Source organism: Thioalkalivibrio sp. AKL10 (assembly GCF_000381845.1).
GTDB classification, from domain to species: domain Bacteria; phylum Pseudomonadota; class Gammaproteobacteria; order Ectothiorhodospirales; family Ectothiorhodospiraceae; genus Thioalkalivibrio; species Thioalkalivibrio versutus.
Genome location: NZ_KB907142.1, coordinates 317,820 through 341,615 on the forward strand (window position 1 = coordinate 317,820; position 23,796 = coordinate 341,615).

General features: G+C 67.1%; 30 protein-coding genes. 17 read left to right on the plus strand and 13 right to left on the minus strand.

Annotated features, from left to right (window positions below; genetic code table 11):
- Window positions 1-72: 72 nt before the first annotated feature.
- The 6 genes from G333_RS0101535 to G333_RS0101560 all read right to left on the minus strand — a co-directional run bounded on the left by G333_RS0101535 (window position 73) and on the right by G333_RS0101560 (window position 4,225).
- A complete protein-coding gene (locus G333_RS0101535; protein WP_018144515.1) occupies window positions 73-390 on the minus strand; it encodes a lipid asymmetry maintenance protein MlaB in 318 nt (105 codons plus the stop codon).
- A complete protein-coding gene (locus tag G333_RS0101540; protein WP_019627469.1) occupies window positions 387-1,055 on the minus strand; it encodes a phospholipid-binding protein MlaC in 669 nt (222 codons plus the stop codon). Before G333_RS0101540 ends, G333_RS0101535 begins: the two co-directional genes overlap by 4 nt.
- 25 nt (window positions 1,056-1,080) lie before the next feature.
- Window positions 1,081-1,539 carry an outer membrane lipid asymmetry maintenance protein MlaD gene (mlaD, locus tag G333_RS0101545; RefSeq protein WP_018144517.1) on the minus strand — a complete coding sequence of 153 codons (459 nt, stop codon included), beginning with the start codon at window positions 1,537-1,539 and terminating at the stop codon, window positions 1,081-1,083.
- Window positions 1,540-1,572: 33 nt separating this feature from the next.
- Window positions 1,573-2,355: a lipid asymmetry maintenance ABC transporter permease subunit MlaE gene (mlaE, locus tag G333_RS0101550; protein WP_018144518.1), complete on the minus strand. Its 783-nt coding sequence runs from the start codon at window positions 2,353-2,355 to the stop codon at window positions 1,573-1,575.
- On the minus strand, window positions 2,348-3,181 hold the full coding sequence (locus G333_RS0101555; RefSeq protein ID WP_026313092.1) for an ABC transporter ATP-binding protein: 834 nt from the start codon (window positions 3,179-3,181) through the stop codon (window positions 2,348-2,350). Before G333_RS0101555 ends, mlaE begins: the two co-directional genes overlap by 8 nt.
- A gap of 381 nt (window positions 3,182-3,562) precedes the next feature.
- Window positions 3,563-4,225, minus strand: a complete 663-nt coding sequence (locus G333_RS0101560) for a hypothetical protein (protein WP_019627470.1) — start codon at window positions 4,223-4,225, stop codon at window positions 3,563-3,565.
- Between the two features lie 78 nt (window positions 4,226-4,303).
- Here G333_RS0101560 and G333_RS0101565 point away from each other — a divergent pair, with 78 nt between their 5' ends.
- From G333_RS0101565 to G333_RS0101635, 15 genes are all read left to right on the plus strand, one after another.
- Complete coding sequence (locus tag G333_RS0101565; protein WP_019627471.1) at window positions 4,304-5,404, plus strand: LLM class flavin-dependent oxidoreductase; 1,101 nt, start codon at window positions 4,304-4,306, stop codon at window positions 5,402-5,404.
- An 11-nt stretch (window positions 5,405-5,415) separates the two neighbouring features.
- Window positions 5,416-6,348, plus strand: a complete 933-nt coding sequence (locus G333_RS0101570; protein ID WP_019563238.1) for an NAD-dependent epimerase/dehydratase family protein — start codon at window positions 5,416-5,418, stop codon at window positions 6,346-6,348.
- A 57-nt stretch (window positions 6,349-6,405) separates the two neighbouring features.
- Window positions 6,406-7,383 carry a calcium/sodium antiporter gene (locus G333_RS0101575; protein WP_019627472.1) on the plus strand — a complete coding sequence of 326 codons (978 nt, stop codon included), beginning with the start codon at window positions 6,406-6,408 and terminating at the stop codon, window positions 7,381-7,383.
- Window positions 7,380-8,357, plus strand: coding sequence for a KpsF/GutQ family sugar-phosphate isomerase (locus G333_RS0101580; protein WP_019627473.1), 978 nt, complete (start codon window positions 7,380-7,382; stop codon window positions 8,355-8,357). The genes G333_RS0101575 and G333_RS0101580 overlap by 4 nt, the downstream gene beginning before the upstream one ends.
- The gene (locus G333_RS0101585; protein WP_019627474.1) at window positions 8,357-8,896 is read left to right on the plus strand and encodes an HAD family hydrolase; all 540 of its coding nucleotides are present in this window, start codon (window positions 8,357-8,359) and stop codon (window positions 8,894-8,896) included. The genes G333_RS0101580 and G333_RS0101585 overlap by 1 nt, the downstream gene beginning before the upstream one ends.
- Window positions 8,893-9,474, plus strand: a complete 582-nt coding sequence (gene lptC, locus G333_RS0101590) for an LPS export ABC transporter periplasmic protein LptC (RefSeq protein ID WP_369791815.1) — start codon at window positions 8,893-8,895, stop codon at window positions 9,472-9,474. The genes G333_RS0101585 and lptC overlap by 4 nt, the downstream gene beginning before the upstream one ends.
- On the plus strand, window positions 9,455-9,994 hold the full coding sequence (gene lptA, locus G333_RS0101595; RefSeq protein WP_019627476.1) for a lipopolysaccharide transport periplasmic protein LptA: 540 nt from the start codon (window positions 9,455-9,457) through the stop codon (window positions 9,992-9,994). Before lptC ends, lptA begins: the two co-directional genes overlap by 20 nt.
- Entirely contained in the window at window positions 9,991-10,761 is a 771-nt protein-coding gene (gene lptB, locus G333_RS0101600) for an LPS export ABC transporter ATP-binding protein (protein ID WP_019627477.1), read from the plus strand. Before lptA ends, lptB begins: the two co-directional genes overlap by 4 nt.
- A gap of 88 nt (window positions 10,762-10,849) precedes the next feature.
- Window positions 10,850-12,334 carry an RNA polymerase factor sigma-54 gene (locus tag G333_RS0101605; RefSeq protein WP_019627478.1) on the plus strand — a complete coding sequence of 495 codons (1,485 nt, stop codon included), beginning with the start codon at window positions 10,850-10,852 and terminating at the stop codon, window positions 12,332-12,334.
- Between the two features lie 16 nt (window positions 12,335-12,350).
- Complete coding sequence (hpf, locus tag G333_RS0101610) at window positions 12,351-12,689, plus strand: ribosome hibernation-promoting factor, HPF/YfiA family (RefSeq protein WP_018144530.1); 339 nt, start codon at window positions 12,351-12,353, stop codon at window positions 12,687-12,689.
- Between the two features lie 3 nt (window positions 12,690-12,692).
- Window positions 12,693-13,160 carry a PTS sugar transporter subunit IIA gene (locus G333_RS0101615; protein WP_018168278.1) on the plus strand — a complete coding sequence of 156 codons (468 nt, stop codon included), beginning with the start codon at window positions 12,693-12,695 and terminating at the stop codon, window positions 13,158-13,160.
- Between the two features lie 48 nt (window positions 13,161-13,208).
- Window positions 13,209-14,240 (plus strand): HPr(Ser) kinase/phosphatase, encoded by a 1,032-nt coding sequence (hprK, locus tag G333_RS0101620; protein ID WP_018144532.1) that lies wholly within the window; start codon window positions 13,209-13,211, stop codon window positions 14,238-14,240.
- Window positions 14,241-14,247: 7 nt separating this feature from the next.
- On the plus strand, window positions 14,248-15,120 hold the full coding sequence (gene rapZ, locus G333_RS0101625; RefSeq protein ID WP_019627479.1) for an RNase adapter RapZ: 873 nt from the start codon (window positions 14,248-14,250) through the stop codon (window positions 15,118-15,120).
- 51 nt (window positions 15,121-15,171) lie between these two features.
- A complete protein-coding gene (locus G333_RS0101630) occupies window positions 15,172-15,597 on the plus strand; it encodes a PTS sugar transporter subunit IIA (RefSeq protein WP_018168280.1) in 426 nt (141 codons plus the stop codon).
- Complete coding sequence (locus tag G333_RS0101635; protein WP_018144535.1) at window positions 15,569-15,838, plus strand: HPr family phosphocarrier protein; 270 nt, start codon at window positions 15,569-15,571, stop codon at window positions 15,836-15,838. The genes G333_RS0101630 and G333_RS0101635 overlap by 29 nt, the downstream gene beginning before the upstream one ends.
- A 50-nt stretch (window positions 15,839-15,888) precedes the next feature.
- Here G333_RS0101635 and G333_RS0101640 read toward each other — a convergent pair whose 3' ends face one another.
- Entirely contained in the window at window positions 15,889-16,779 is an 891-nt protein-coding gene (locus G333_RS0101640) for a PfkB family carbohydrate kinase (RefSeq protein ID WP_019627480.1), read from the minus strand.
- 124 nt (window positions 16,780-16,903) lie between these two features.
- On the opposite strand from G333_RS0101640, the gene G333_RS0101645 reads away from it, so the two are divergent.
- Together G333_RS0101645 and G333_RS0101650 are read left to right on the plus strand one after the other, a co-directional pair.
- A complete protein-coding gene (locus tag G333_RS0101645; protein WP_019627481.1) occupies window positions 16,904-17,314 on the plus strand; it encodes a nuclear transport factor 2 family protein in 411 nt (136 codons plus the stop codon).
- Entirely contained in the window at window positions 17,290-17,751 is a 462-nt protein-coding gene (locus G333_RS0101650; protein ID WP_018168283.1) for a nuclear transport factor 2 family protein, read from the plus strand. Before G333_RS0101645 ends, G333_RS0101650 begins: the two co-directional genes overlap by 25 nt.
- A 361-nt stretch (window positions 17,752-18,112) precedes the next feature.
- Here G333_RS0101650 and G333_RS0101655 read toward each other — a convergent pair whose 3' ends face one another.
- The 6 genes from G333_RS0101655 to G333_RS0101680 all read right to left on the minus strand — a co-directional run bounded on the left by G333_RS0101655 (window position 18,113) and on the right by G333_RS0101680 (window position 23,704).
- Window positions 18,113-18,655 carry a shikimate kinase gene (locus tag G333_RS0101655; RefSeq protein ID WP_019627482.1) on the minus strand — a complete coding sequence of 181 codons (543 nt, stop codon included), beginning with the start codon at window positions 18,653-18,655 and terminating at the stop codon, window positions 18,113-18,115.
- Window positions 18,656-18,760: 105 nt separating this feature from the next.
- A complete protein-coding gene (pilQ, locus tag G333_RS0101660) occupies window positions 18,761-20,935 on the minus strand; it encodes a type IV pilus secretin PilQ (RefSeq protein ID WP_026340855.1) in 2,175 nt (724 codons plus the stop codon).
- An 18-nt stretch (window positions 20,936-20,953) separates the two neighbouring features.
- Window positions 20,954-21,481, minus strand: coding sequence for a pilus assembly protein PilP (locus tag G333_RS0101665; protein ID WP_018650534.1), 528 nt, complete (start codon window positions 21,479-21,481; stop codon window positions 20,954-20,956).
- 14 nt (window positions 21,482-21,495) lie between these two features.
- Window positions 21,496-22,077, minus strand: a complete 582-nt coding sequence (locus G333_RS0101670; RefSeq protein ID WP_018650535.1) for a type 4a pilus biogenesis protein PilO — start codon at window positions 22,075-22,077, stop codon at window positions 21,496-21,498.
- Window positions 22,077-22,640: a PilN domain-containing protein gene (locus G333_RS0101675; RefSeq protein WP_018650536.1), complete on the minus strand. Its 564-nt coding sequence runs from the start codon at window positions 22,638-22,640 to the stop codon at window positions 22,077-22,079. Before G333_RS0101675 ends, G333_RS0101670 begins: the two co-directional genes overlap by 1 nt.
- Window positions 22,637-23,704, minus strand: a complete 1,068-nt coding sequence (locus tag G333_RS0101680; protein WP_038037860.1) for a pilus assembly protein PilM — start codon at window positions 23,702-23,704, stop codon at window positions 22,637-22,639. The genes G333_RS0101675 and G333_RS0101680 overlap by 4 nt, the downstream gene beginning before the upstream one ends.
- Window positions 23,705-23,796 lie beyond the last annotated feature (92 nt).

Sequence of the window (23,796 nt, forward strand, 5' to 3'; positions counted from 1 at the left end):
CGTGGTTCGGCGAAACGCGCCATGATAACGAATCCGCGCCGGGCTCGCCCGTTCGCCCGCCGCCGGCACGACTCAGGCGACGGAACGGGCGGCGGAGTCGGTGATAATCGACTCCAGGTCGTACAACTCCAGTAACGGGCGCAACCCCTCGGGGAGGGGCTCGAAGACCAGGGTGCGGCCCTGCTCGCGGGCGCGACGCCAGAGGATGACCAGGAACGCCACGCCGGCGCTGTCGATACGACCCGCCTGCGTCAGGTCCACCCGAGCGTGTTCCGGGAGATGCGCCGTCAGCCCGCGGGCCCGTGCCTCCAGCCCGGCCACCGTCGCGAAGGTCAGTGGCCCGTTGACGACCAGACCGCCTTCATCCGCCCGGATCTGTGCGTCGCTCACCGGTCCGCGGCGCCGTTGTCGGGGGTCACGTCGCCCACGGCATCCTCGATCAACTCCTCGTCGCCATCTTCCAGGCGCTCGATCAGCGCCTCCAGGCCATCGCGGTTAATCTCCTCGTTAAAGCGAGTGCGGAAGTTGCCGACGAAGCTGAGCCCCTCGGCCTCGACGTCGAAGACCTTCCATTCGCCGTTCACCGGACGCAGACGGTAGTTGACCTGGATGTTCGACTGGCCGGAGCCCATCACCACCTCGGTGGCGACCACGGCCATGCGCTCGTCCTGGCGCGAGCGCCGCTCGATGACGCGCACGTCCTTGTCCAGATGATCGGCCAGTTGCACCCCGTAGGCCTGCAGCAGCGTGTTCTTGAAGGCCTCGGCGAAGCGGTCTTGCTGCTCGCTGCTGGCATCGCGCCAGTGACGTGCCAGGACCAGGCGGGCCATCCCGTTGACATCCACGCCGGGCAGGATCTCCTCCTCGATCACGCCAATCACGAAGTCAGGATCTTCCTGCGCACGCGCCTCGTTTGCCCGCAGCTTCTCGTAGACCGCGTCGATCGACTGCTTGATGAGCTCGGCGGGGTTTTCTTCGGCCTGGGCGGGAGCCGCCAGGATCAGGACCAGCAGCGCCAGCGGCAGGATCAGGATTCGTTCATGCAACCATTTCATGTCTCTTGCTCCCGGTTTGGGTAGATCAGTCACTACCCATGTTGGTCATGAAGCGACCGATGAGGTTCTCCAGCACCAGTGCCGACTGGGTGAACATCAGCTCGTCGCCTTCCTGCAGGGTGTCGTAGTCACCACCCGGCTCCAGCGCGATGTACTGTTCGCCCAGCAGCCCCGCGGTGTGGATGGCGGCCTGGGTGTCCATCGGCAGGTAGTCGTGCTCCGAGCGGATCGCCAGGGTCACCTCGGCGCGAAAGCGTTCCGGGTCGTAACGGATATCCGCCACTCGCCCGATGCGCACACCCGACACCGTGACCGGGGCACGCGTCTTGAGACCCCCGATGTTGTCGAAGTATCCGCTCACCGTATAGGTGTCACGGTCGTGGTAGTCGGTCACGTTGCTCACCTGCACCGCCAGGTAGAACAGCGCCCCGATACCCAGGAGCACGAAGACACCGACCGCCAGTTCGAAGAAACGTACCTTCATTATTGCCACCTGTCCTGGGTAAACACTGTTTGGTCAGCCCGCGCCGAACATCAGCCCGGTCAGGATGAAATCGAGGCCCAGCACCGCGAGCGACGACACCACCACCGTCTGGGTCGTGGCGCGCGAGATGCCCTCGGACGTCGGCTGCGCATTGAAGCCCTGGAACACCGCGATCCAGGTCACCACGAAGCCGAACACGATGCTCTTGATCACTCCGGAGAGCACATCCTCGTTCCAGTCGGTCACCGACTGCATCTGCGAGAAATAGGCGCCGCTGTCCACGCCGAGCAGCCCCACCCCGACGAGGTAGCCGCCCATCACGCCCACGGCGCTGAAGATCGCGGCCAGCAGCGGCATGGAAAGGAACCCGGCCACAAAGCGTGGCGCGAAGATCCGGCGATAGGGGTTCACCGCCATCATCTCCATCGCCGAGAGCTGTTCGGTCGTCTTCATCAGCCCCAGTTCCGCGGTCAGCGCGGAACCGGCGCGCCCGGCGAACAGCAGCGCGGTGACCACCGGCCCCAGTTCGCGTACCAGCGACAGCGCAACCACCCCGCCCAGGGCCTCGGCCGCGCCGAAGTTCACCAGCGTGATGTAGCCCTGATACGCCAGCACCATGCCGACAAACAGCCCGGACACGACGATGATCAGCAGCGAGCGCACCCCCACCGAATACACCTGAACAAGCGTCAGGCCGAAGCGGCGAAAGACGATATCCAGGCTCGCCAGCATCCGGATCAGGAAGATAAACGCCCGGCCGAATACCGTCAGGGCATTGATCGTGGTCCGACCCAGCGCGGCAATCGAATCAGTCATCGCGGCGCTCCCCCTGCCCCAGCAGGTCATCGCGGTAGGACGCGCCCGGGTAATGAAACGGCACCGGCCCGTCCGGGCGACCCTGCAGGAACTGCGCGCTCCAGTCGGAGGCGCGCGCCTCCAGTTCGTCCGGCGGCCCGGCATCCACTACCCGGCCATCGGCGATCAGCACCACCTGATCGGAGATCGCCATCGCCTCGGTCACGTCATGCGAGACCAGCACGCTGGTGAGCCCCAGGCTTTGATTGGTCCGGCGGATCAGGCTGACGATCTGGCCCATGGTGATCGGATCGAGCCCGGTGAACGGCTCGTCGTACAGGATCAGGTCCGGGTCCAGCGCAATGGCCCGCGCCAGCGCGACGCGCCGCGCCATGCCACCGGACAGGGTCGCCGGGTCCAGGTCGCGCGCCGCGCGCAGGCCCACCGCCTCCAGCTTCAGCAGCACCAGCGCGTGCAGCACGTCCTCCGGCAGATCCGTGTGCTCGCGCAGCGGGAAGGCGACGTTCTCGAATACCGAGAGATCCGTCAGCAGCGCACCGCTCTGGAACAGCATGCCCATGCGCTTGCGCAGCGCGTACAGCCGCCGGGTGGAGAGCCTCGCCACCTCCTGGCCATCCACCCAGATGCGGCCCTTGTCCGGACGCAACTGACCGCCGACCAGGCGCAGCAGCGTGGTCTTGCCACTGCCGCTGGGCCCCATCACGGTCGTCACCTGCCCGCGCGGGATGCGCATCGACAGGTCATCGAAAATCATCTTGCGCCCGCGCCGGAAGCACAGGTTCTCGATCACGATATGCGGACTGTCTTCCACTGCCGGGTCAGCCACGCGCGCTCCTCGCCCTTAAGGAAACACGGATTAATGTACACGCTCGCGCTCGAGCCGCTTTTGCGTGCGAACAAGGCGCGGTGACCGCCGTGCAGTCAATCTGCACAAGGGAGCCGCAACGCCGTGCGCACGCCCGTTTTTGATGACAACGGGCGGCCGAGCCCCTTCGAGGTTGGCACCCCAGGTTCCCCGATCCTGCGTTGCGGCCCGAATCGGTCAAAAACGGGCCGGTAGACCCACTACCGGCTGCGCGCCGCGCCTGGGCTCGGAAAACCTGGGGTACCAACGCGAGTGTGTACATTAATCCGTGTTTCCTTAGGCCCACAGAACCCCGAAGTCTGGGCGCAGGCCGGGAGACCGTCAAACGGGCGGGTGCGGTGCTCATCCCAATCCCAGCAATGCGGCGATGGTGCGGAAATCCGACAGCCGCTCCGGACGCGCGCGCAGGAACACCGGGGTCTCGCCGCTGCCACCGGCCTGCCCGAGGGCCTCCACCAGCGCGCGCCAGCCCGGCGCATCCAGCCCTGCCTCGGGGTTGACCTGCCAGGCCCCGCCCCCGGCGGCCGACGCTGACCTCGACACCGGGGCGGGGTAAAAGCACGCCGCCTCGGCGCGCGCGATCACCCGCTCCTCGCCGGCGCCGTACACCATCAGGCGCCCCAGTCCGGCCGCCTCCAGTGCCGCGCGGATCGCCTGCACCTGCGCCGGCCCCATCGGCCCCGGCGCCACCGCCTGCAGGCCGTCGCCGACAGCCTCGGCCAGCGCGCGCGCCCGCGTCGCACCCGTCTCGAGGCCCAGCTCCACCGGCCAGTCCAGTGTCAGCCGCAGCGCGGGGGGCACGGCCTCGGCCCAGTCACCAAAGGCCGGCGCCCCGGACTCGGTCCACACCGGGGCGGGCAGCAACAAACGGCTGTGGTAATGGGTGTAGTACTCCAGCTGCCAGTCCTGCGGCAGGTCCTCGGGGAAGAAGTCGTCCCACCAGTCCTCGCCCGGAGCCGCAACCCCGGCCGCCTGCAATACCAGTGCCTCGTAATCCTGCGACATGCCCCAACCTCCACGGCGTAACCGCATCTTTGCGCGGATTGCTTGTATCACCTGCGAGCGCGCGGCACAGTTGGCGCCATGCGTTTCGACCTGTTCCACGAGCTCTCGGTACCGGACTTCCTGCAGACCTCCGAAGCGGAGGTGCTGGAGAACACCCTGCGCCTGTGGGAGCGCGCCGATCGTCTCGGCTTCGGCACCGCCTGGCTGGTGGAGCACCACCTGATGCCGGAATTTTCCCACTCCACCGCGCCGGACCTGGTGCTGGCCGCGGCCAGCCAGCGCACCAAACGCCTGCGCCTGGGGCTGGGCGTGGTCCCCCTGCCCTACCACCACCCCCTGCGGGTGGCGCAACGCGTCGGCATGCTCGACCAGCTCTCCGGCGGACGCCTGGATCTGGGCATCGGACGCGGTTTCTCGCCGCGCGAATATGCCACATTCGGGGCCGAGATGAGCGAGTCCCGCGCGCGGGTCGATGCCGGGCTGGATGCGCTGCGCCAGGCCTTCGCCACCGGCCGCATCACCCAGGACGGGCCGTTCCATCACCTGGACGACGTGCCCGTGATGCCGCGCCCGGTGCAGGCCCCGCACCCGCCGATCTGGACCGCCGCGGTCAGCCCGGAGTCCTTCACCTGGGCGGCGGAGCAGGGCATCGGCGCGCTGGCCGGGCCATTCAAGCCCTGGCAGATGATCCGCGAGGACATCCGCCTGTACCACGAGGCCTGGGACGCGACACGCACGGACGTCGCCCACCCGCCCCGGGTCGGCATGACCCTGGGGGTTCTGTGCCTGCCGGACGGCAAGCGCGCCCGGCGCGAGGCCAAGCCGGCCTTCGAGTGGTTCTATCGCCACATGTTCCAGCAGACCCTGCCGGTGCTGGAACGCCTGATCGAGGGCTACGACTATTACCGCTCGCTCGGCCGCTTCCGCCATCTGGTCAAGGCCGGGATCAACCTGAAGGTCCTCGACATGCTGGGCATGACGCTCGTCGGCACCCCCGCCGAGTGTCGTGAACGCATCGAGGGCCTGCGCGAAGCCGGGGTCGACCAGGTCCTGCTCGCCTTCGGCGCCGGGGCCGTTCCGCATGCACTGGCCGAGGAGTCCATGGACTGCTTCGCGGAAGAGGTCATGCCCGCGTTTGCCGACCCCGCCCCGGCCACCGTCGCCCGCACCGCGACCTGAGCGAAACACGGATGCACGTCGCCGTGACCGGCGCCGCCGGGCGCCTGGGGCAAGTCCTGCTGCCCGCCCTGGCACGCGCGCCGACGATTGAACACATCCTCGCTCTGGACCGGGCCGCGCCGGCGCTGCCTCCCCCCGAAAACGGCACCGTTATCGAGGCCCGGGTACTCGACCTGGCGCAGCTCCAGCCGGACGACCTGGCCGGGGTGGACACCCTGGTGCACCTGGCCTTTCAGTTGATGGGCGGTCACGGGGGACGCCGCCGGCATGACCGAACCTGGGTCCGCCAGCAGAATGTCGCCCTGAGCCAGCGGGTGTTCCACGCGGCGGTGACCGCCGGTGTACGCCACATCGTGTTTCTGTCCAGCGCGGCGGTCTACGGCCCCTGGCCGGACAGCCCGCAGCCGCTCCGCGAGGACCATCCCACCCGGCCGCGCTTCCCCTATGCCGAAGACAAGGTCGCCGTGGAGCAGGCCCTGCTCGCGCTCGCCCGGGAATACCCCGAGTGCCAGGTGACCCTCCTGCGCCCGCCCGCGATCGTCGGCCCGAACGCCCACCCGCTGTTGCTGCAGATCGCCCGCGGGCGGCTGTATCCCGCCGGGGGCGAACAGCCAGTGCAGATCCTGTGGGAGGACGATGCCGCCGCCGCGATCGTGCGCAGCATCACAACGCGCACCGCGGGGATCTTCAACCTGGGGGCCGAACCTGCCTGGTCGCTACGGGCGATGGCGCGCCACCAGCGGCGCTGGGGGATCCCGGTGCCACTGCGGCTGATCCGCACCCTGCACCCGCTGGCCTGGCGCCTGACCGCCCGCGCCGGGGACCCCGGCTGGGTCCACGGGCTGGACGGCCCGCTGGTGCTGGACTGCACCCGCGCCCGCGAGCAGCTCGGCTGGACACCTCAGGTGGCGACCGCCGAGTGTCTGGAGCGCCTGCGCCGCTGAAACCGCAACCCGATCGGCTACAATCGCGGGCCTGACCCTCGCCGGACCTGACTGTCCATGGTGCTACCCGTTGTCGCCATCATCGGCGGGCTGATCCTGCTGACCTGGAGCGCCGACCGCTTCGTGTTCGGCGCCTCGGCCCTGGCCCGCGGTCTGGGCGTCAGCCCGCTGATCATCGGCCTGACCATCGTCGCCTTCGGGACCTCGGCCCCGGAGATCGTGGTCTCGATCCTCGCCAGCCTGCAGGGCAACCCGGGGCTGGCGGTGGGCAACGCCATCGGCTCCAACATCGCCAATATCGCGCTGGTGCTCGGCGCCGCGGCCCTGGTCGCGCCGCTGGCGATCGGGCGCGGCATGGTCCGGCGCGAACTGCCGATTCTCCTGCTGGTCAGCTTCGGCGTGCTGCTCCTGCTGGTGGACGGCGAACTGGGTCGACTGGAAGGCATCGGGTTGCTGGCTGGACTGGTCGCATTCACCGTCTGGATGGCCGTCAGTGCGCGGCGCGCCCGGCCGGCCCCACATGACGACACCCCCGAGGTGGTGCGCGGCATGGTCGAGACGATCCCGGAGGGCAGCCACCTCGCCCCCGCCATCGCCTGGCTGGTCTTCGGACTGCTGTTCCTTCTGGCCAGCAGCCAGGCCCTGGTCTGGGGCGCGGTCGAGATCGCCGAGCAACTGGGGATCAGCGACCTGATCATCGGCCTGACCATCGTTGCGGTGGGCACCAGCTTGCCCGAGCTGGCCACCTCGGTGGTCGCCGCCTTCCGCCGCGAGGCCGGGCTGGCGATCGGGAACGTGGTCGGCTCCAATCTGTTCAACCTGCTGGCGGTACTGGCGGTGCCGGCCCTGATCGCGCCGCTGGCAATCGACGCCGACGTGCTGACGCGCGACTATCCGGTGATGCTGGCATTGACGGTGGCCCTGCTCCTGATCGCGCTGGGGCGCCGCGGGCAGATCCTGCGCTGGCAGGGCGCCCTTCTCCTCGTCGCCTTCGCAAGCTACCTTGTCTACCTGGGAATTACGGCTACCGCATGAACTTCAACCCCGAAACCACCCGTACACTGGCGCTGGCCGTCCTCAATGACGAGGCCGAGGCCGTGCGCAACCTCGCCCAGCGCATCGACGATCACTTCCTCGAGGCCTGCCGCTGCATCCTCGCGTGCAAGGGCCGCGTGATCGTCACCGGCATGGGCAAGTCCGGGCACATCGGCAGCAAGCTGGCCGCGACCCTGGCCTCCACCGGCACGCCGGCCTTCTTCGTGCACCCGGGCGAGGCCAGTCACGGCGATCTCGGCATGATCACCCGCGAGGACGTGGTCATCGCGCTGTCGAACTCCGGCGAGACCGACGAGATCATCACCATCCTGCCGCTGATCCGGCGCCTGGGCGTACCGCTGATCGCGATGACCGGCAACCCCGGATCGCGCCTCGGCGCGGATGCCACCGTACACCTGGATGTCAGCGTCGAACGCGAGGCTTGCCCGCTGGGCCTGGCCCCCACCTCCAGCACCACCGCGGCGTTGGCGATGGGCGATGCCCTGGCCGTCGCGGTGCTGGACGCACGCGGCTTTACCGCCAACGACTTTGCCCGCTCGCACCCCGGCGGTCGCCTTGGCCGGCGCCTGCTGGTGCATGTCGCCGACATCATGCATACCGGAGGCGCGATCCCGCGCATCACCCCGGACGCCCCACTCAAGGACGCCCTGTTCGAGATCACCCGCAAGGGTCTGGGGCTGGTGATCATCACCGACGGTGACGATCACATCCAGGGCGTGTTCACCGATGGCGACCTGCGCCGCACCCTGGACGCCGGGCACAGCCTGGACGGCCTGACCATCGGCGAGGCCATGACCACCGGCGGCTACACTGCGCAGCCCGACTGGCTGGCCGCAGAGGCCCTGGAGACCATGGAAAGCCGGCGCATCAGTGCCCTGCCCGTCACCGACGCCGAGCAACACCTGGTCGGCGTGATCAACATGCACGACCTGCTGCGCGCCGGGGTGGCGTGATGAACCTGGATGCCACCACTCTGCGCACCCACCAGCAGGCCGTTCGCCTGCTGATCCTGGACGTGGACGGCGTTCTAACCGACGGCAGCCTGTTCCTCGGCGACGGCGGCGAGCAGTACAAGGCCTTCAACAGCCGCGACGGCCACGGTATCCGTCTGGCCCTGGACGGCGGGATCGAGATCGCCATCCTGACCGGGCGCACCTCCGGGGTCGTCGAACACCGCATGCGCGACCTGGGTGTGGAGCATCTGATCCAGGGCCGCCGCGACAAGGGCGAGGCCCTGCACGAACTGCTGCAGCGCACCGGCCACGACCCCGCCGAAGCGGCCTTCATGGGCGACGACATCGTGGATCTACCAGCGATGCAGCGGGTCGGCCTCGGGATCGCGGTCGGCGACGCCCACCCGCTGGTGTGCCAGCATGCCCAGTGGGTGACCGAGGCCCATGGTGGGCGCGGGGCCGTGCGCGAGGCCTGCGAGGGCCTGCTGGCCGCGCAGGGCCGGCTCGACGCGCTGTTCGAGACCTACCTGAACGGATGAGCCGCAGGATTCGCAGCCGACTCGGATGGGCCCTGGCCGTGCTCGCATTCGCGTCCGCGCCCCTGGCGCAGGCCGAGGTAAGTCCGCCCGAGGGCGAGGTCACGCTGCAGATTGACGGCTTCACCCTGCATGCCACCGGCGACGACGGCGAACTGAGCCATCGTCTGCGCGGCACCCGCCTGCGCGAGTTTGGACGTGACGGCCCCCAATGGGTGGACGACCCGGACCTCGACCTGTTCGCCGAAGGCGGTATCGAATGGCGCTGGACTGCCCCTGCCGCGCTGCATCAACCGGCCGCCGCGACCCTGGACCTGGTGGGCCCCACCCACGGCGTACAGCCGCCCCGCGGCGAACGCGTGGAGACCATCATCGATTCGCGGGATGTTCGCGTCGCCACCGACACCATGGTCGCCACTTCGGATGCCCTTTCCACCCTGAACCAGCCGGGCCTGTTCCAGCGCGGCACCGGTCTGCGCGTGGACTCGCAAGGGGATACCATAGAGTTGTTCCATGACGTGTACTCGCTCTACAGCGAGACGAGCGAGGAGGATCCCGCGCATGACCCCGAATCCCCATAGCCTTCGCCACCGTCCGGGCCAATCGGGTGCCCGCGTGGCGGCGTTTCTGCTGCTCGCCCTGCTGGCCACGCCCGCGTTCGCCCAGCAGGGCTCGGGCCCGGCGCTGCCGGTGGAGATCACTGCCGACCGCGCGGAGATGGACGAACGCCAGGGGCTGGGGACCTACACCGGCGACGTGATCGTGATCCGCGGCGACATGACCCTGGAGGCCGACAAGGTCTACGTGCGCACCCGCGATCGCCGCCCCTACGAAATGGAGGCCCACGGCGAGCCGGCACGCCTGGAATCACCCGATCCGGAAACCGGGGAGATGCGCATAGCCACAGCGCTGCGCATCGACTACCTGCTGAACGAGGACCGCATGATCCTCACCGACCAGGCCCATGTGGTTACCGCCAGCGAAGAGGCGCGCGGCAAACGCATCACCTATGACCTGACGACCGACGTGATCGAGGCCGAACGCGGCGAAGGCGACAGCGAGCGCGTGCGCATCACCATCCAGCCGCGCGACGACGAATGAACGCCACAGCCCCCAGCCCATCCGCCACACGGGCACAAACCAACGACCGCCTGATCGGACGCGAGCTGACCAAGCGCTACGGCCAGCGCACGGTGCTGGACCAGGTGGACGTCGACCTCGCGCCCGGCGAGGTGGTCGGCCTGCTGGGCCCGAACGGAGCCGGCAAGACCACCTGCTTCTACAGCCTGGTCGGGCTGATCCGCCCCAATGCCGGGCGCATCACCCTGGGCGAACGCGATATCACCCGCGCGCCCATCCACGTGCGCGCGCGCGCCGGCCTCGGCTACCTGCCGCAGGAGGCCTCGATCTTTCGCCGCCTGAGCGTGTGGGACAACCTGCAGGCCGTGCTCGAGCTGCGCCCCGGACTCGATCGCCACGAGCGCCGGCGCATTGGCGATGCGCTGATCGAGGAGTTCCAGCTCGAGACCGTGCGCCACAGCCCGGGCATCGCGCTGTCCGGCGGCGAACGCCGCCGCGCCGAGATCGCCCGCGCCCTGGCCGGGGATCCGCGCTTCATCTGTCTGGACGAGCCCTTCGCCGGGGTGGATCCGATCTCGGTGGGCGACATCCAGGACGTGATTCGGCATCTCGCCCAGCGCGGCATCGGCGTACTGATCTCCGATCACAACGTGCGCGAGACCCTCGGCATCTGCCACAGGGCCTATATTCTGAGCGAGGGACGCCTGCTCGCCGCCGGTACACCGGACGAGCTGCTGGCCGATCCCCAGGTGCGCCGGGTCTATCTCGGCGAGAACTTCCGCCTGTGAAAGCGCCCCATATGCGGCCCGGTCGGTGCACAAACCACAAGGCAGGCTTTAAGATTCCATCAATGCCAACCCTCGCCCCGCATACCCGATGCTGAAACCCGGCCTGAATCTGCAGCTGGGTCAGACGCTGACCATGACCCCGCAACTGCAGCAGGCGATCCGCCTGTTGCAGCTGTCCACGCTCGAGCTCCAGGTGGAGATCCAACAGGCGCTGGAGAGCAACCCCATGCTCGAACAGGTCGAGGACGAAGATGCCGAGGCCGACACCGAGCGCCTGAACCAGGACGGCGAGCTGGTGGAAGGCGATCGCATGGAGGCCACCACTACCAGCGACGACGTGATCCCCGAGGAACTGACGACCGACAGCCGCTGGGACGACATCTACGAGCCGGCCCCGACGCCCAACAAGGGCGTGGATGACCGCGACCCGCTGGAAAACACCAGCGACGACGACGGTGAGGGCCTGCAGGATCACCTGCTGTGGCAGCTGCATCTGAGCCATCTGACACCCCGCGACCAGCGCATCGGGGCAGCCCTGATCGACGCCATCAGCCCCGACGGCTATCTCGAGGGTGACCTGGAAACCCTGGCCGAGACCATCAGCCGAGGCGAGGATGAAACCGTCGGCGTCGACGAGGTCGAGGCAGTGCTCCACTGGATTCAGCAGTGCGACCCGCTGGGGGTCGGCGCGCGCGACCTGCGGGAGTGCCTGGAGATCCAGCTACGCGAACTGGCCCCGGACGCCCCGGCCCGCGAGGCCGCACGGGCGATCCTGGAACACGGCATGGACAGCCTGGGCAAGCGCGACTACAAGGCCCTGCAGCGCCAGTCCGGCGTACGCGACCCGGACGAACTGGCCCGCGCACTGGACCTGATCCGCACCCTGAACCCGCGCCCCGGCGCACAGATCAGCTCCGCCACCTCGGAATACGTGGTCCCGGATGTCTACGTGCGCCATAGCGCCGAGGGCTGGCGCGTGGAGCTGAATCCGGAGATCGCACCGCGTATCCGCATCAACGACCTCTACGCCGGCATGGTGCGCCAGGTCTCGGATGCCCGCGACAGCGCCTTTATGCGCGATCAGCTGCAGGAGGCACGCTGGTTCCTGAAGAGCCTGCACAGCCGCAACGACACCCTGCTGCGGGTCGCCGAGGCGATCGTCCACCGCCAGCAGGGCTTTCTCGAGCATGGCGACGTCGCGATGCAGCCATTGATCCTGCGCGACATTGCCGAGACCCTGGAGATGCACGAATCGACCATCTCGCGGGTTACCACGCAGAAATACATGCACACCCCGCGCGGGGTCTTCGAGTTCAAGTATTTCTTCTCCAGCCATGTCGGCACGAACGATGGCGGCGAGTGTTCCGCCACCGCCATCCGTGCCATGATTCGCGAATTGATTGGCGACGAACCCCCGAACAAGCCGCTCAGCGATGCCCGGCTCGCCCAGGTCCTGTCGGACCGGGGCATCAACGTAGCGCGCCGCACCGTAGCCAAGTACCGCGAGGCGATGCACATCCCTTCATCCAGCGAACGCCGGCAGATGGCCTCGATGCCCACCGGCAGCAAGTAACCAAGGAGTCCTGACCATGCAGATCAACCTGACCGGCCACCACGTGGACATCACCGACGCCCTGCGCGACTACGTCAACGAGAAGTTCGCGAAGCTGGAGCGCCACTTCGACAAGGTCATCGACGTCCACGTCGTGCTGACCCACGAGAAGACCCGGAATCAGCACAACCAGGCCGAAGCCAATCTCCAGGTCAGCGGCAATCACATCCACGCCGAGGCCTCTCACGAGGACATGTATGCCGCGATCGACGCGCTGATCGACAAAGTCGACCGTCAACTGATCAAGCACAAGGAAAAGGTCAAGGACCACCACCGCGCCGAAGGTGCCCAGCGCAACCGCGAGCAGGCCTCCTGATCCATGACGATTGCCGAGTTGATCACCTCCGAGCGCATTGGCCTGCAACCCGAGTGCTCCAGCCAGAAACGGGCCCTGGAGGCCCTGGCGGACCTCCTCGCCGGCGGAGGTGACGGCACGGGACCGGGGAGCAACGCGATCTTCGAGGCCTTGTCCGCGCGCGAAAAACTCGGATCCACCGGTCTCGGCCATGGGGTTGCGATTCCCCATGGCCGCCTGGCCGATCTCGAGGCGCCGCGCGTGGCCGTGCTGCGCCTGGAAAAGGGCGTCGACTTCGACGCCATGGATCACGAGCCGGTCGATATCCTGATCGCACTGCTGGTCCCGGAGGCCGCCACCGGCGACCATCTCGACCTGCTGGCCCAGCTCGCCCGCGGCCTGTCTCAGCCAGACACCATCGGAGCGCTGCGCCGGGCCGGGGACGCGGCGGCCCTGGAACAGGAACTCGTGCGCCGCTTCAGCGAGGACTAAGCCCGTGGAACCCGCCGCCAGCCGCGATTCCGGCGCGCAGCGTCTGCCATGAACGAGGCGCTGGGAGAAGGCGGAATCGCCCGCGACATCAACGTGGAGAGCCTGATCCAGGCCATGGGAAACCGCCTGGATCTTCGCTTCGTACACGGCGAACACGCAGCACCCGACCGCAAGCTGGTCGGCGACGACGGGGACGACCTGCCGCTGGCCGGCCATCTCAACCTGATCCGGCCCAACCGCATCCAGATCATCGGCGACTTCGAGGCCCGCTACATCTCCAGCCTCAGCGCCACCCAATGCAACGACCTGATCCTGGAGATGGCCCGCACTGGGACCACCGCGGTGATCTTCGCCGAGGACACCTGTCCGTTCTCGGAGATGCCCGACGCCCCGCAGGAGGCGCTGCCGCTAATCCTGTGCTCCAGCACCAGCAGCCACGAGATCATCTCGCTGCTGCGCTATTTCCTGCAGCAGCGCCTGGCCCATTTCGAAGTGCGCCACGGCGTGTTCATGGAGATCCTCGGGATCGGGGTGCTGATCAGCGGTGCCTCCAGCGTCGGCAAGAGCGAGGTCGCACTGGAACTAATCTCGCGCGGGCACCGCCTGATCGCCGACGATGCCCCCGAGTTCGCGCGCATTGCGCCCGACATCGTGCGCGGCCACTGCCCGGCCCTGCTCCAGGACCTGCTCGAGGTGCGCGGTCTTGGGGTGCTCAACATCCGCGCCATGTACGGCGATTCCGCGATCAAGGGCGGCAAGTACCTGCGCCTGATCATCGACCTGCGCGATCATGGCGAACCCTCGCCGGTCCCCGATGACCGGCTGAACGGGCGCCGCGGCGAGATCGATATCCTCGGCCTGCGCGTCCCCTTGATCAGCCTGCCGATCGCGCCGGGGCGCAACATCGCAGTGATGATCGAGGCGGCCGTGCGCAACCACATGCTGCACATGCAGGGCTATATCGCTGGCGACGACCTGCGCGCACGCCAGCGCCGCCAGATGAGCGGCGAGACGGAGGAGCCGCCCTACCATCGCGCGGTGCCCGCCACTACGGTCCCCAACCCGGACCCGGAGGGCTGAATCGGCCATGCGCCTGCTAATCGTCAGTGGCCTGTCCGGGTCCGGCAAGACCGTGGCCCTGCACACCCTGGAGGATGCCGGCTACTTCTGCGTCGACAACCTCCCGCTGCCGCTGCTGCCGGACCTGATCGATCAGGTCCGGCAGGGCCACTACGACACCGAGACCGACCGCCATCTGGCCGTGGGCGTGGATGTGCGCAGCGGCCTGGAGGCCCTGGAGGGGTTCTACGATCTCCTGGCGCAACTACGGGCGGACGGGGTGCAGGTGGAGGTCCTGTTCCTGCAGGCGGCCAGCGAGGTGCTGCTGCGGCGCTACCACCTGACCCGCCGGCGCCACCCGCTGGCGCGCGACGGCGTGCCACTGGTCGAGGCCATCGACCGCGAACGCGAGTGGCTGGGCCATGTGGCCGCGGAGGCCGACCTGACGGTCGACACCTCGCGCCTGTCGATGCACGATCTGGCCCGCACCCTGCGCGACCGCATAGGCGAGCGCGGAGAACACGAGCTATCCCTGCAATTCCAGTCTTTCGGCTTCAAACACGGCGCGCCGCTGGATTCCGACTTCGTGTTCGACGTGCGCTGCTTGCCCAATCCGCACTACGAAAGCGATCTGGCCGCCCTGACCGGTCGCGACCCGCCCGTGTGCGAGTTCCTTGAGCGGCACGCGGAGGTCGCGGCCATGTTCGACAGCATCCAGGGATTCCTGTCCCAGTGGCTGCCGCGCCTGCTGGACGATCACCGCAGCTACGTAACCGTCTCCATCGGCTGTACCGGCGGGCAACACCGCTCGGTGTATCTGGTGGAGCGGCTTGCGGAGGCGTGGCAGGATCGGGAACATGTTACTGTTAGCACCCGTCACCGCGAGCTGGGGAAACAGTAACCACTGGACGCGGGACGAGGGCCTTCTGGAACCCGCAATCGGAGCAGATCCATGGGCGTTGGTCTCATTCTGATCACGCATCAAAACCTGGGCGATACCCTGCTGCAGACCGCGCAGAGCATGCTCGGGGGCCTGCCCGAGGACTGCGAGTCCATGGCGATGTCCCAGAACGACGACCCCGACGAGGTCCTGGCCCGCGCCCGCGAGCGCCTGGCGACCCTCGACAGCGGCTCGGGGGTGCTCGTTCTAACCGACATGTTTGGCTCCACGCCTTCCAACGTGGCGATTCGTGTCGCCCGGGGTGCAAATGCCCGCGTGATCGCCGGCGCCAACCTGCCGATGCTCATCCGCGTGCTCAACTATCAACACCTCCCCCTGACCGAACTGGTCAACAAGGCCCTTTCGGGCGGCCATGACGGGATTCTCCTCTGCGATCAGGAGTGCAGCGATGCCGCAGCGCGTAGTCCCCATCGTTAATCGCCTGGGGATGCACGCGCGCGCCGCGGCCAAGTTCGTCAGCCTGGCCAGCAAGTTCGCCGCGGACGTCTCCGTCTCCCGCAACCAGCAGGAGGTGAATGGCAAGAGCATCATGGGCGTGATGATGCTGGCCGCCGCCCAGGGCAGCGAGATCACCATCGAGGCCGAAGGCAAGGATGCGCCGGAGGCGCTGGATGCACTCGCAGAGTTGGTTGCCGATCGTTTCGGCGAAGAGGCCTGAACCTCCGAGTCCCGCCCGCACCGGTCAACAACCACCATCCCCCTGCGGGGCTATCCGGGCCACGCTCCCGGGTCGGAGGCCGCGTCACCCAGCCCGTCCAGGCCGACCTGCTCGAGCTTGCGCTCCGCCAGGCGCACAGCGGCCGTCAAAGCCTGCTCCGGGGGCTCCCCGGAGACCAGCGCGTGGATCAACCCGGCATTGAAGGTATCCCCCGCCCCCACGCTGTCGACCACCCGCAGTCCGGGCGTCGCTTCACAATGGTGGATCGCGCCCCGCACGGCCATCCAGGCCCCTTCGGCCCCGGCGGTCACGGTCAGGATGCGATCCGGGAAGCGCTCGGAAAGCTGCTGCAGCGCAGCCTCGGGAGTGCCCGCCACGCTCGCCGCCCAGTCGCGCGAGAGCATCAGGACATCGGCATAGTCCAGGCATGCGTCGAGCCCCGGCCGGGGCTTCTCCAGCTCCAGCGACACCGGCTGGTCAAAGATGCACTCGCGCACCGCGCGCAGGATGGACGCAAGGGCCTCCGGGTTACGCCCCTCGAAGTGCAGCCAGTCATATTCCGGCCAGGGTACGCCCGCGAGATCCTCCACCCCGAGTTCGGGCAGGTCGCGATGATGGACGATGGTGCGACTTCCCGTCGCCCTAGAGCGAAGAATATGGGAGGTCGGCGTCGCTCCGGGCCGGCGTACGCAGTGACGAACATCCAGTCCGTGGCCCTCCAGGGACTCGCTCAAGGCATCCCCGGCCGCACCCTCGGCGATGACCGCGGCCAGGCCCGGGCGGTGGCCGAACTGCGCCAGGATCGTTGCCGTGTTGGTCGCGTTGCCTCCGGGCTGGGTGGTGCTGGCGAGCGCCCGGACCTCGTCGTCCTCGGCCGGGAAGGCTGCAACATCGAGGGTGTGGTCGAGCGTGACAATGCCGGTCGCGAGGATACGTGCCATACGGGCTCCCGTGATGAATGCGCGCCATTCTGGCGGGTCGCGCCCATTACGTCATCTCGCATATTCGTCATCCGCGGATGCTCCTGCGACAATAACCCCTCTGCCTCAGGAGGCCCCGACCGGTATGGCCACGTTCCCTTCTCCCGAATCCGCCGAAGCCGCCTTTTACGCGGCCTTTCAGGCAGGCGATGCACAAGGCATGCGCGAAATCTGGCACGACAGTGCGGAGTGCGTCTGCATCCACCCAGGTGGCGAGCGCCTGCAGGGAACGGACATCATCCTGGAAAGCTGGGACGACATCCTGCCGGGGATGCGCGGGGTGATCGTACACCGGACCCAGGTGACGGCCATCCCGGGCGAAGACCTCACCCTCCACGTATTGCGCGAAAACCTGTATGTCCAGGGTGAACGGCGCGGCGTCATGCTGGCGACCAATGGCTACCGCCATGATGGGGAAAGCTGGCGCATGGTGCTCCACCACGCTAGCCCGGACCCGGAACCCACGCCGGAATGGCCCACCGGGGGCGTGCACTGATGGCGACGGATGCCGATCGCTGCGTCGAGGCGTATTACGCCGCCTTTCGTGCCGCCGATATCGAACAGATGATGCGCCTGTGGGGCGAGCGTCCCGACATCGTCTGCATCCACCCGGGCAGCCCGCGCGCCCACCGGGGCGTGGCAGAGGTGATGGAGAGCTGGCTGCTGGTCTTCGCGCGTGAACTGAATATCGGGATCGAACCGAAGATCGTGGGCCGCCACGAGACCGGGGAGATCATCAGCCTGGTCATCGAAGAGGCGATCACGCGACCGGGCGACGTCGCGCCCACCGGGACGATCCTGATCAGCCAGACCTGGCGCTGGCTGGACACGGGCTGGCGCCTGCTGTTTCACCACGCCTCGCACGGGCGCCGCTCACCGCCATCGCAGGACGGCATGTTCGTCCCCGATGGCGGCGGCAACACCCGCCACTGACGATCAACGCGACCCGGCGGGAACGACACGCAACCGGTCATACGCGGTTCACAGGAAGGCTGGAAGATCGGAAGGATGTTTTGCGGGTGATGCCGGGGGCACAGGCCCCTTGTGCGCATTTTCCGGCTTTCTGTTGGTGATTTTCTCTTCCTGACTCGCAAAGGCGTTCAGCCAGCCGCCGGGTCGTAGGATGGGATGAGCGCAGCGAATCCCATCAAGGGACGGACACGACGCGGGAACTGATGCGTTTCGCTGCGCTCCACCACACCCGACCGCAGCGGAGGGGACCCAACGCTCCCCGCGATTGGCTGAAGCCCGTGGCTAATCCGATTTGTCTTTGCCTCCTGCGTGGAGGAGCCAACTACCCGTCGGGGCGGGGCTGGCACAGGTCGGGGCGCTGCACCTGCAGGGCCGCGCATACGCCCTTGACCGCGTCGCGCACCCGCCGCCCCTTGCCCTCCAGCGTAAGGTCCGCGACCTCCTGATAGAGCGGATCGCGGACCGCGAACAACTCCTGAAGGCGGGCCTTCGGGTCCGCGGCCTCCGCAATCAGCGGGCGCTTGCGGTTGCGGCGGGTCCGCCGGAACTGCTCCTCTACCGGCACCCGCAGGTAGATCACGAACTGATCGCGCAGCTGTTCCCGGTTCTCCGGGCGTTCGACAATCCCCCCGCCGGTGGCAATCACCGCGCCCTCCTGTTGCAAGAGCGACTCCAGCATCGCCGTCTCGCGCCTGCGAAAACCGCCCTCGCCCTCGAACTCGAAGATGGTCGGGATATCCACACCGGTACGCCGCTGGATCTCCTGATCGGTATCGAAGAACGGCCGACGCAGCAGCCCCGCGAGGCCGCGCCCGATTGTGCTCTTGCCGGCCCCCATCGGGCCTACCAGTACGATGTTCTGCATGGGCGCCAAGGCTACTGGCTGGGCCACCCAAAGAAAAGCCGGGGACAGGCCCCGGCTTTCGAGATCGAACCCATCGGGGGCAAGCCCCGACGCTACACCTTGCGCTCAGTCGAGTACGCGCGGCGTCACGAAGATCAACAATTCCGCTTTGGAATTCTCCGTGGAGCGGTTGCGGAACAGGTTTCCGAGGAACGGGATATCCCCGAAGAACGGCACCTTCTCGAGGTTGGTGCGGCTGTCGATCTCGTACACACCGCCCAGGACCACGGTCTCGCCGTTGCCGACGAAGACCTGGGTCTCCACCTCGCGCTTGTTGATCCCCGGCACCCCAAGGATCACACGCTGGCTGGGCTCGTCCTTTGTCACCTTGATGTCGAGGATCACGTTGCCGTTCGGCGTGATCTGCGGCGTCACTTCCGTCGACAGTACGGCCTCGATGAACTGGGTCGAAGTCGCGCCGGATGCAGTGGCTTCCTGGAACGGGATCTCTTCACCTTGCTTGATCGTCGCCGTCTGGCCATTGGCGGTGATCACACGCGGGCTGGAGATGATCTCGCCGCGGCCTTCCACCTGCAGAGCCGAAAGCTCCAGATCCAGCAGGATACCGCTGCGCAGGATGCTGAGGCCGGCACTCCCCGCGTTACCACCAGCAGGCAGCGAACTGTTCAGACGATCGCCAAGAGCAATGCCGCCAATTCCTGCTGCACCGGGACCCGTACCTCTCCCACGGGCGCCAAGACCACCTTCCTGAAGGTCAGATTCGGTTCCTCCCGCCCCTTCTGAGGAACCCGAAACACCAAGACGAGTTCCTCTGTCTCCGCGAGTCCCACTGATTCCGAAGCGGGCGCCCAGCTCACGGTTGAAGGTATCCTCCGCGATCACGATGCGGGTCTCGATCAGCACCTGCTGAACCGGTACGTCCAGCGTCGAGACCAGGCGACGGACGTCCTCGATCCGGCTCTGGGTATCCTGCACCAGGAGGGTGTTGGTGCGCGTGTCGATGGTGATGCTGCCACGCTCCGACAGGAACTGCCCGCCTTCGTCACTCCGAATCAGGGACGCGATCTGCTCGGCCTGGGCGAAATTGATCTGCACGAACTCGGTGCGCAGCGGCTCCAGTTCCTGACGGTCGCGCTGTGCCTCCATCTCCAGGCGTTCACGCGCCGCGATCTCCTCGCTGGGGGCGACGTACAGGACATTGCCGTCCATTCGCTTGTCGAGCCCGCGGGCACGCAGGATGATATCCAGCGCCTGGTCCCAGGGGACGTTGTTCAGGCGCAGGGTGATGTTGCCACCCACCGTGTCACTGACCACGATGTTCAGATCGGTGAAATCCGCCAGCAACTGCAGAACGGAGCGCACCTCGATGTCCTGGAAATTCAGGGACAGGCGCTCGCCGGCGTACTCCTCTTCCTCCCGTGCGCGGGCCTGGCGTTCGGCCTCGGAAATCGGGGCGACCTCGAGGACGAACTGGCGATCACTCTGGTAGGAAATGATCTCGTACTCGCCGCGCGCCTCGACCTCCATGCGTACACGATTGCGCTCGGCGATGGTGTCGATCGTGTGCACCGGGGTGGCGAAATCGACCACGTCGAGGCGACGTTCCAGCGACTCGTCAACCATCGCGCGCGGGAAGGTCATCTCGATGCGGCCGGCCTGCTCGCGAACGTTGATCTCGGCGCCAGAGCGGGAGAGATCCACCTCGACGCGACCTTCGCCCTCGCTGCCTCGCCGGAAATCGATACCCGTGATCTCCATGGGTCGGGCGCTGCGGGTCGTGGCAGCGGGTTCACCCGCACGATCCACGACCTGCTGGGTGCGTGCATCCGCCTCGGAAACCCCGCGGCCCAGCGTAAGGATGAGATTATTGCCCTCGACTCGAGTCTGGTACTCGGAGGCCTGAGTCAGGTTCAGCACCACGCGGGTGCGGTTGCCCGCCTCGACCGTGCTCGCCCGGAGCACCGGGCCCACATTCAGGTCCGTCTCGCGCCGCGGCAATGCATTGCCGACATTGGGCAGATCCAACGCGATGCGCGGCGGTGAATCAATCGCAAAGGCGCGAATATCGGAGGGCGGCGTCTCCGAGAAGCGCAGGTTCACCTGCACCCGGTCACCGCTCAGACTGCCGGCCCGGATCTCTTCCAGTTCGGTGGCAGCCACCCCCTGGGACACCATGAACAGCAGGCCCGCAACGACCGTGCCTGCGAAAGCGCGCATGGAAGAACCCATGTTGAATCCCCTGTTGGTTGTGCCGACCTTGCGGCGAATGCTCGTCATCATCTTCTTCCCCCCCAACCGCTAGTCGGTCAGCGCCACCGAGTTTTCACGTTCCACGTGACCGCCGAAGGCATCCGGCACGATCTCGACCAGCCGGATCTGGGTCGGCGTGATCTCGATGATCTCCCCGTGGTTCTGGCCCATATAGTTGCCCGCAGTGACGCGCTGAACCCCTCGATCCGGGGTCCGGACCAGGGCGTAGCGCACGCCATGCTGCTCCAGCGACCCGACCATCCGCAGCGAATCCAGCGGAAAGCCCTCGAGGAACTCGCGCGGGCGGTCAGGATCAATCTCGGCGTCTCCTGGCTGCCCCTCGGCCGCGGCGAGCTCCGGCTGGGCGATCACCGACGAGTCGAAAGGCGACCGGGTATGCCCCGGATAGAGATAGGGCTCGTGCGGCTCCAGGGTGGGGATCGGCTCGATCCCGCTCCCCGGGCGCTCCTTGACCTCGGCGATGTACTGCTCGAGGTCACGGTTGTCCTGAGTACAGCCCGACAGCAGGATCCCGCCCGTCAGGACCATGGCCAGTCCCGGCCATACCGCTCGCATGGAAGAATGCCTCATCAGTTCTCCTCCAGGTAGCGATAGGTTCGGGCGACCGCATCCATCAGCAGGTCGTTGTCGGAAGCGCCCGGACGGATATGCATGTTGTGCATGGTGACCACGCGCGGCAGGGCCGAGACACCGCTGACGAACTCCGCGAGATCCTCGTAATCGCCCCGGACGCGCAGACGGATCGGGACCTCGGCGTAGAAGTCGCGGCGGTTCTCGCCGCGCGGCTCGAACAGCTCGATCTCGAGACCCGCCTGCAACCCTGTCTGCGAGACATCGACCAGCAGGCTGGGGATCTCGGCGCTGCTGGGCAACAACTCGAGCAGCGAGGCGAACATGCGCTCCATCTCCTCCAGCTGGTCCTCATAGGCCTGTAGGTTGGCAGCCCGCTGCTGCTTGTCCTCGAACTCGTCGCGCAGCTGCAGTTCGCGGCTCTCCGCGCGCTCCAGCTCTGTCCGCTGATCGCCGATGAAGAGGTAATAGGACAGGCCGAGGATGGCCAGGACAATCACGACCAGGATCAGGCCCTTCACGCCCCAGGAGGCTTCCCCGATGTTGTTGAAGTCGACCTGCTTGAGTTCATTGAGATCCATCAGGAATCCCCCTCTTCGGCATCCGGCCGGGTCTGCGTGGCATCCAGACGGAAGTCACGCACCTGGAGGCGACCCTCCTCGCGGGTCTCGATAATCTGCAGGTTGGAGCTACCCAGCCAGGGCGACCCATCGATCCGGCGCATCAGCGCGGAGATCCGGGTGTTGGACTCGGAGCGCCCGACCAGGCGCACATTCTCGCCTTCCTGGCGGACCTCGTTGAGGTAGGTACCATCGGGCAGGGTCTCGACCAGCTGATCGAAGAGATGCACGGCCTCGGGCCGCTGCGCCTGCAGGGTCTGGATGACTTCCATTCGGGCGATCAGGGCCTCGCGCTGTTCGTCGAGATCGCGAATCCGGGCGATCTGACGATCCAGTTCGCGGATCTCGCTTTCCAGCATCTGGTTGCGCGACTGCTGGTGGTCGATCAACGCGCCGATAAAACTGTAGCCAACGAAGGCAAGCAGGACGCCGACCACCGCGGCGCCACCAACCGCGGCGAAGAACTGCTTGCGCCGCTGTTCGCGTGCCTTCTCGCGCCAGGGAAGGAGGTTGATATAAATCATGACGCATACCCCCGCACGGCCAGGCCACAGGCCGTCATCAGCGCCGGGGCATCATTGGCAAAACGTTCCTGGTTGACCCTTTTGGCCAACGCCATCCCGCGGAACGGGTTCGCGATCGATACCGGCGTGCCGGCGGCCTCCTCGAGCAGTTCGTCCACGCCCGGGATGGCCGCACAGCCGCCCCCCAGGAGGATGTGATCGATGGTGTCCTGCGGGCGGGTCACGTAGAAGTACTGCAGCAGCCGCAGGATCTGGTCGACCATGGTCTGCTTGAAGGGCTCGAGGATGGAGCTTGCGTAGTCGGTCGGCAGGTCGCCACTCATCTTGGCGGAGCCGGCCTCCTGATAGTTCATGCTGTAGCGCCGCATGATCTCCTCGGTGAGCATGCGGCCGCCGAAATTCTGCTCGCGGGTGTACACCACGCCCTCGTCCTGACTGACGACATACACGGCGGTCACCGAAGAGCCGACATCCACGACCGCCACGATCGGCTTGCTCTCGCGGTCGGGGACCTGCTCCATCAGGCGCTCGGCGGTATGCTCGATCGCGTATGCCTCGACGTCGATCAGCTCGGGGGTCAACTTGGCCGCCTCGGCGATGGCCACGCGCGAGTCCACGTTCTCGCGGCGCGAAGCGACCACGAGCACATCGACCATCTCGGGGTTCTTCTCGTTCTTGCCGAGGACCTGGAAATCCAGGTTGACCTCTTCAAGTGTGTAGGGGATGTACTGATCCGCCTCCACGAAGACTTGGCCCTCGAGCTCCGCATCGCCCAGCGCGGCCGACATCTGGATGGTCTTGGTGATCACGGCGGAGGACGGCACAGCCATCGCGCAGTGCTTGAGGCGGGTGCCGGAGCGCTTGACCGCCCGGGCGAGGGCATTACCCACGGCCTCGGTGTCCTGACAGACCTTGTCGACCATCACCCCATCGGGCAGCGGTTCGACCGCGAAGGCCTCGACCCGAAAGCCCTTACCCTGTCGCGTCAGCTCCAGCACCTTGACGGCTGCCGAGCTGATATCCACGCCCAGGAGCCCTTGTTTGGATTTTCCGAGACTCAGCACACATCCCCCTGTATACCCCGACGAAAGTAACTGGTAGCGTTACAATCACGTATGCTAGCTGGTTCACAATATACACCGCGACTTCAGGGTTG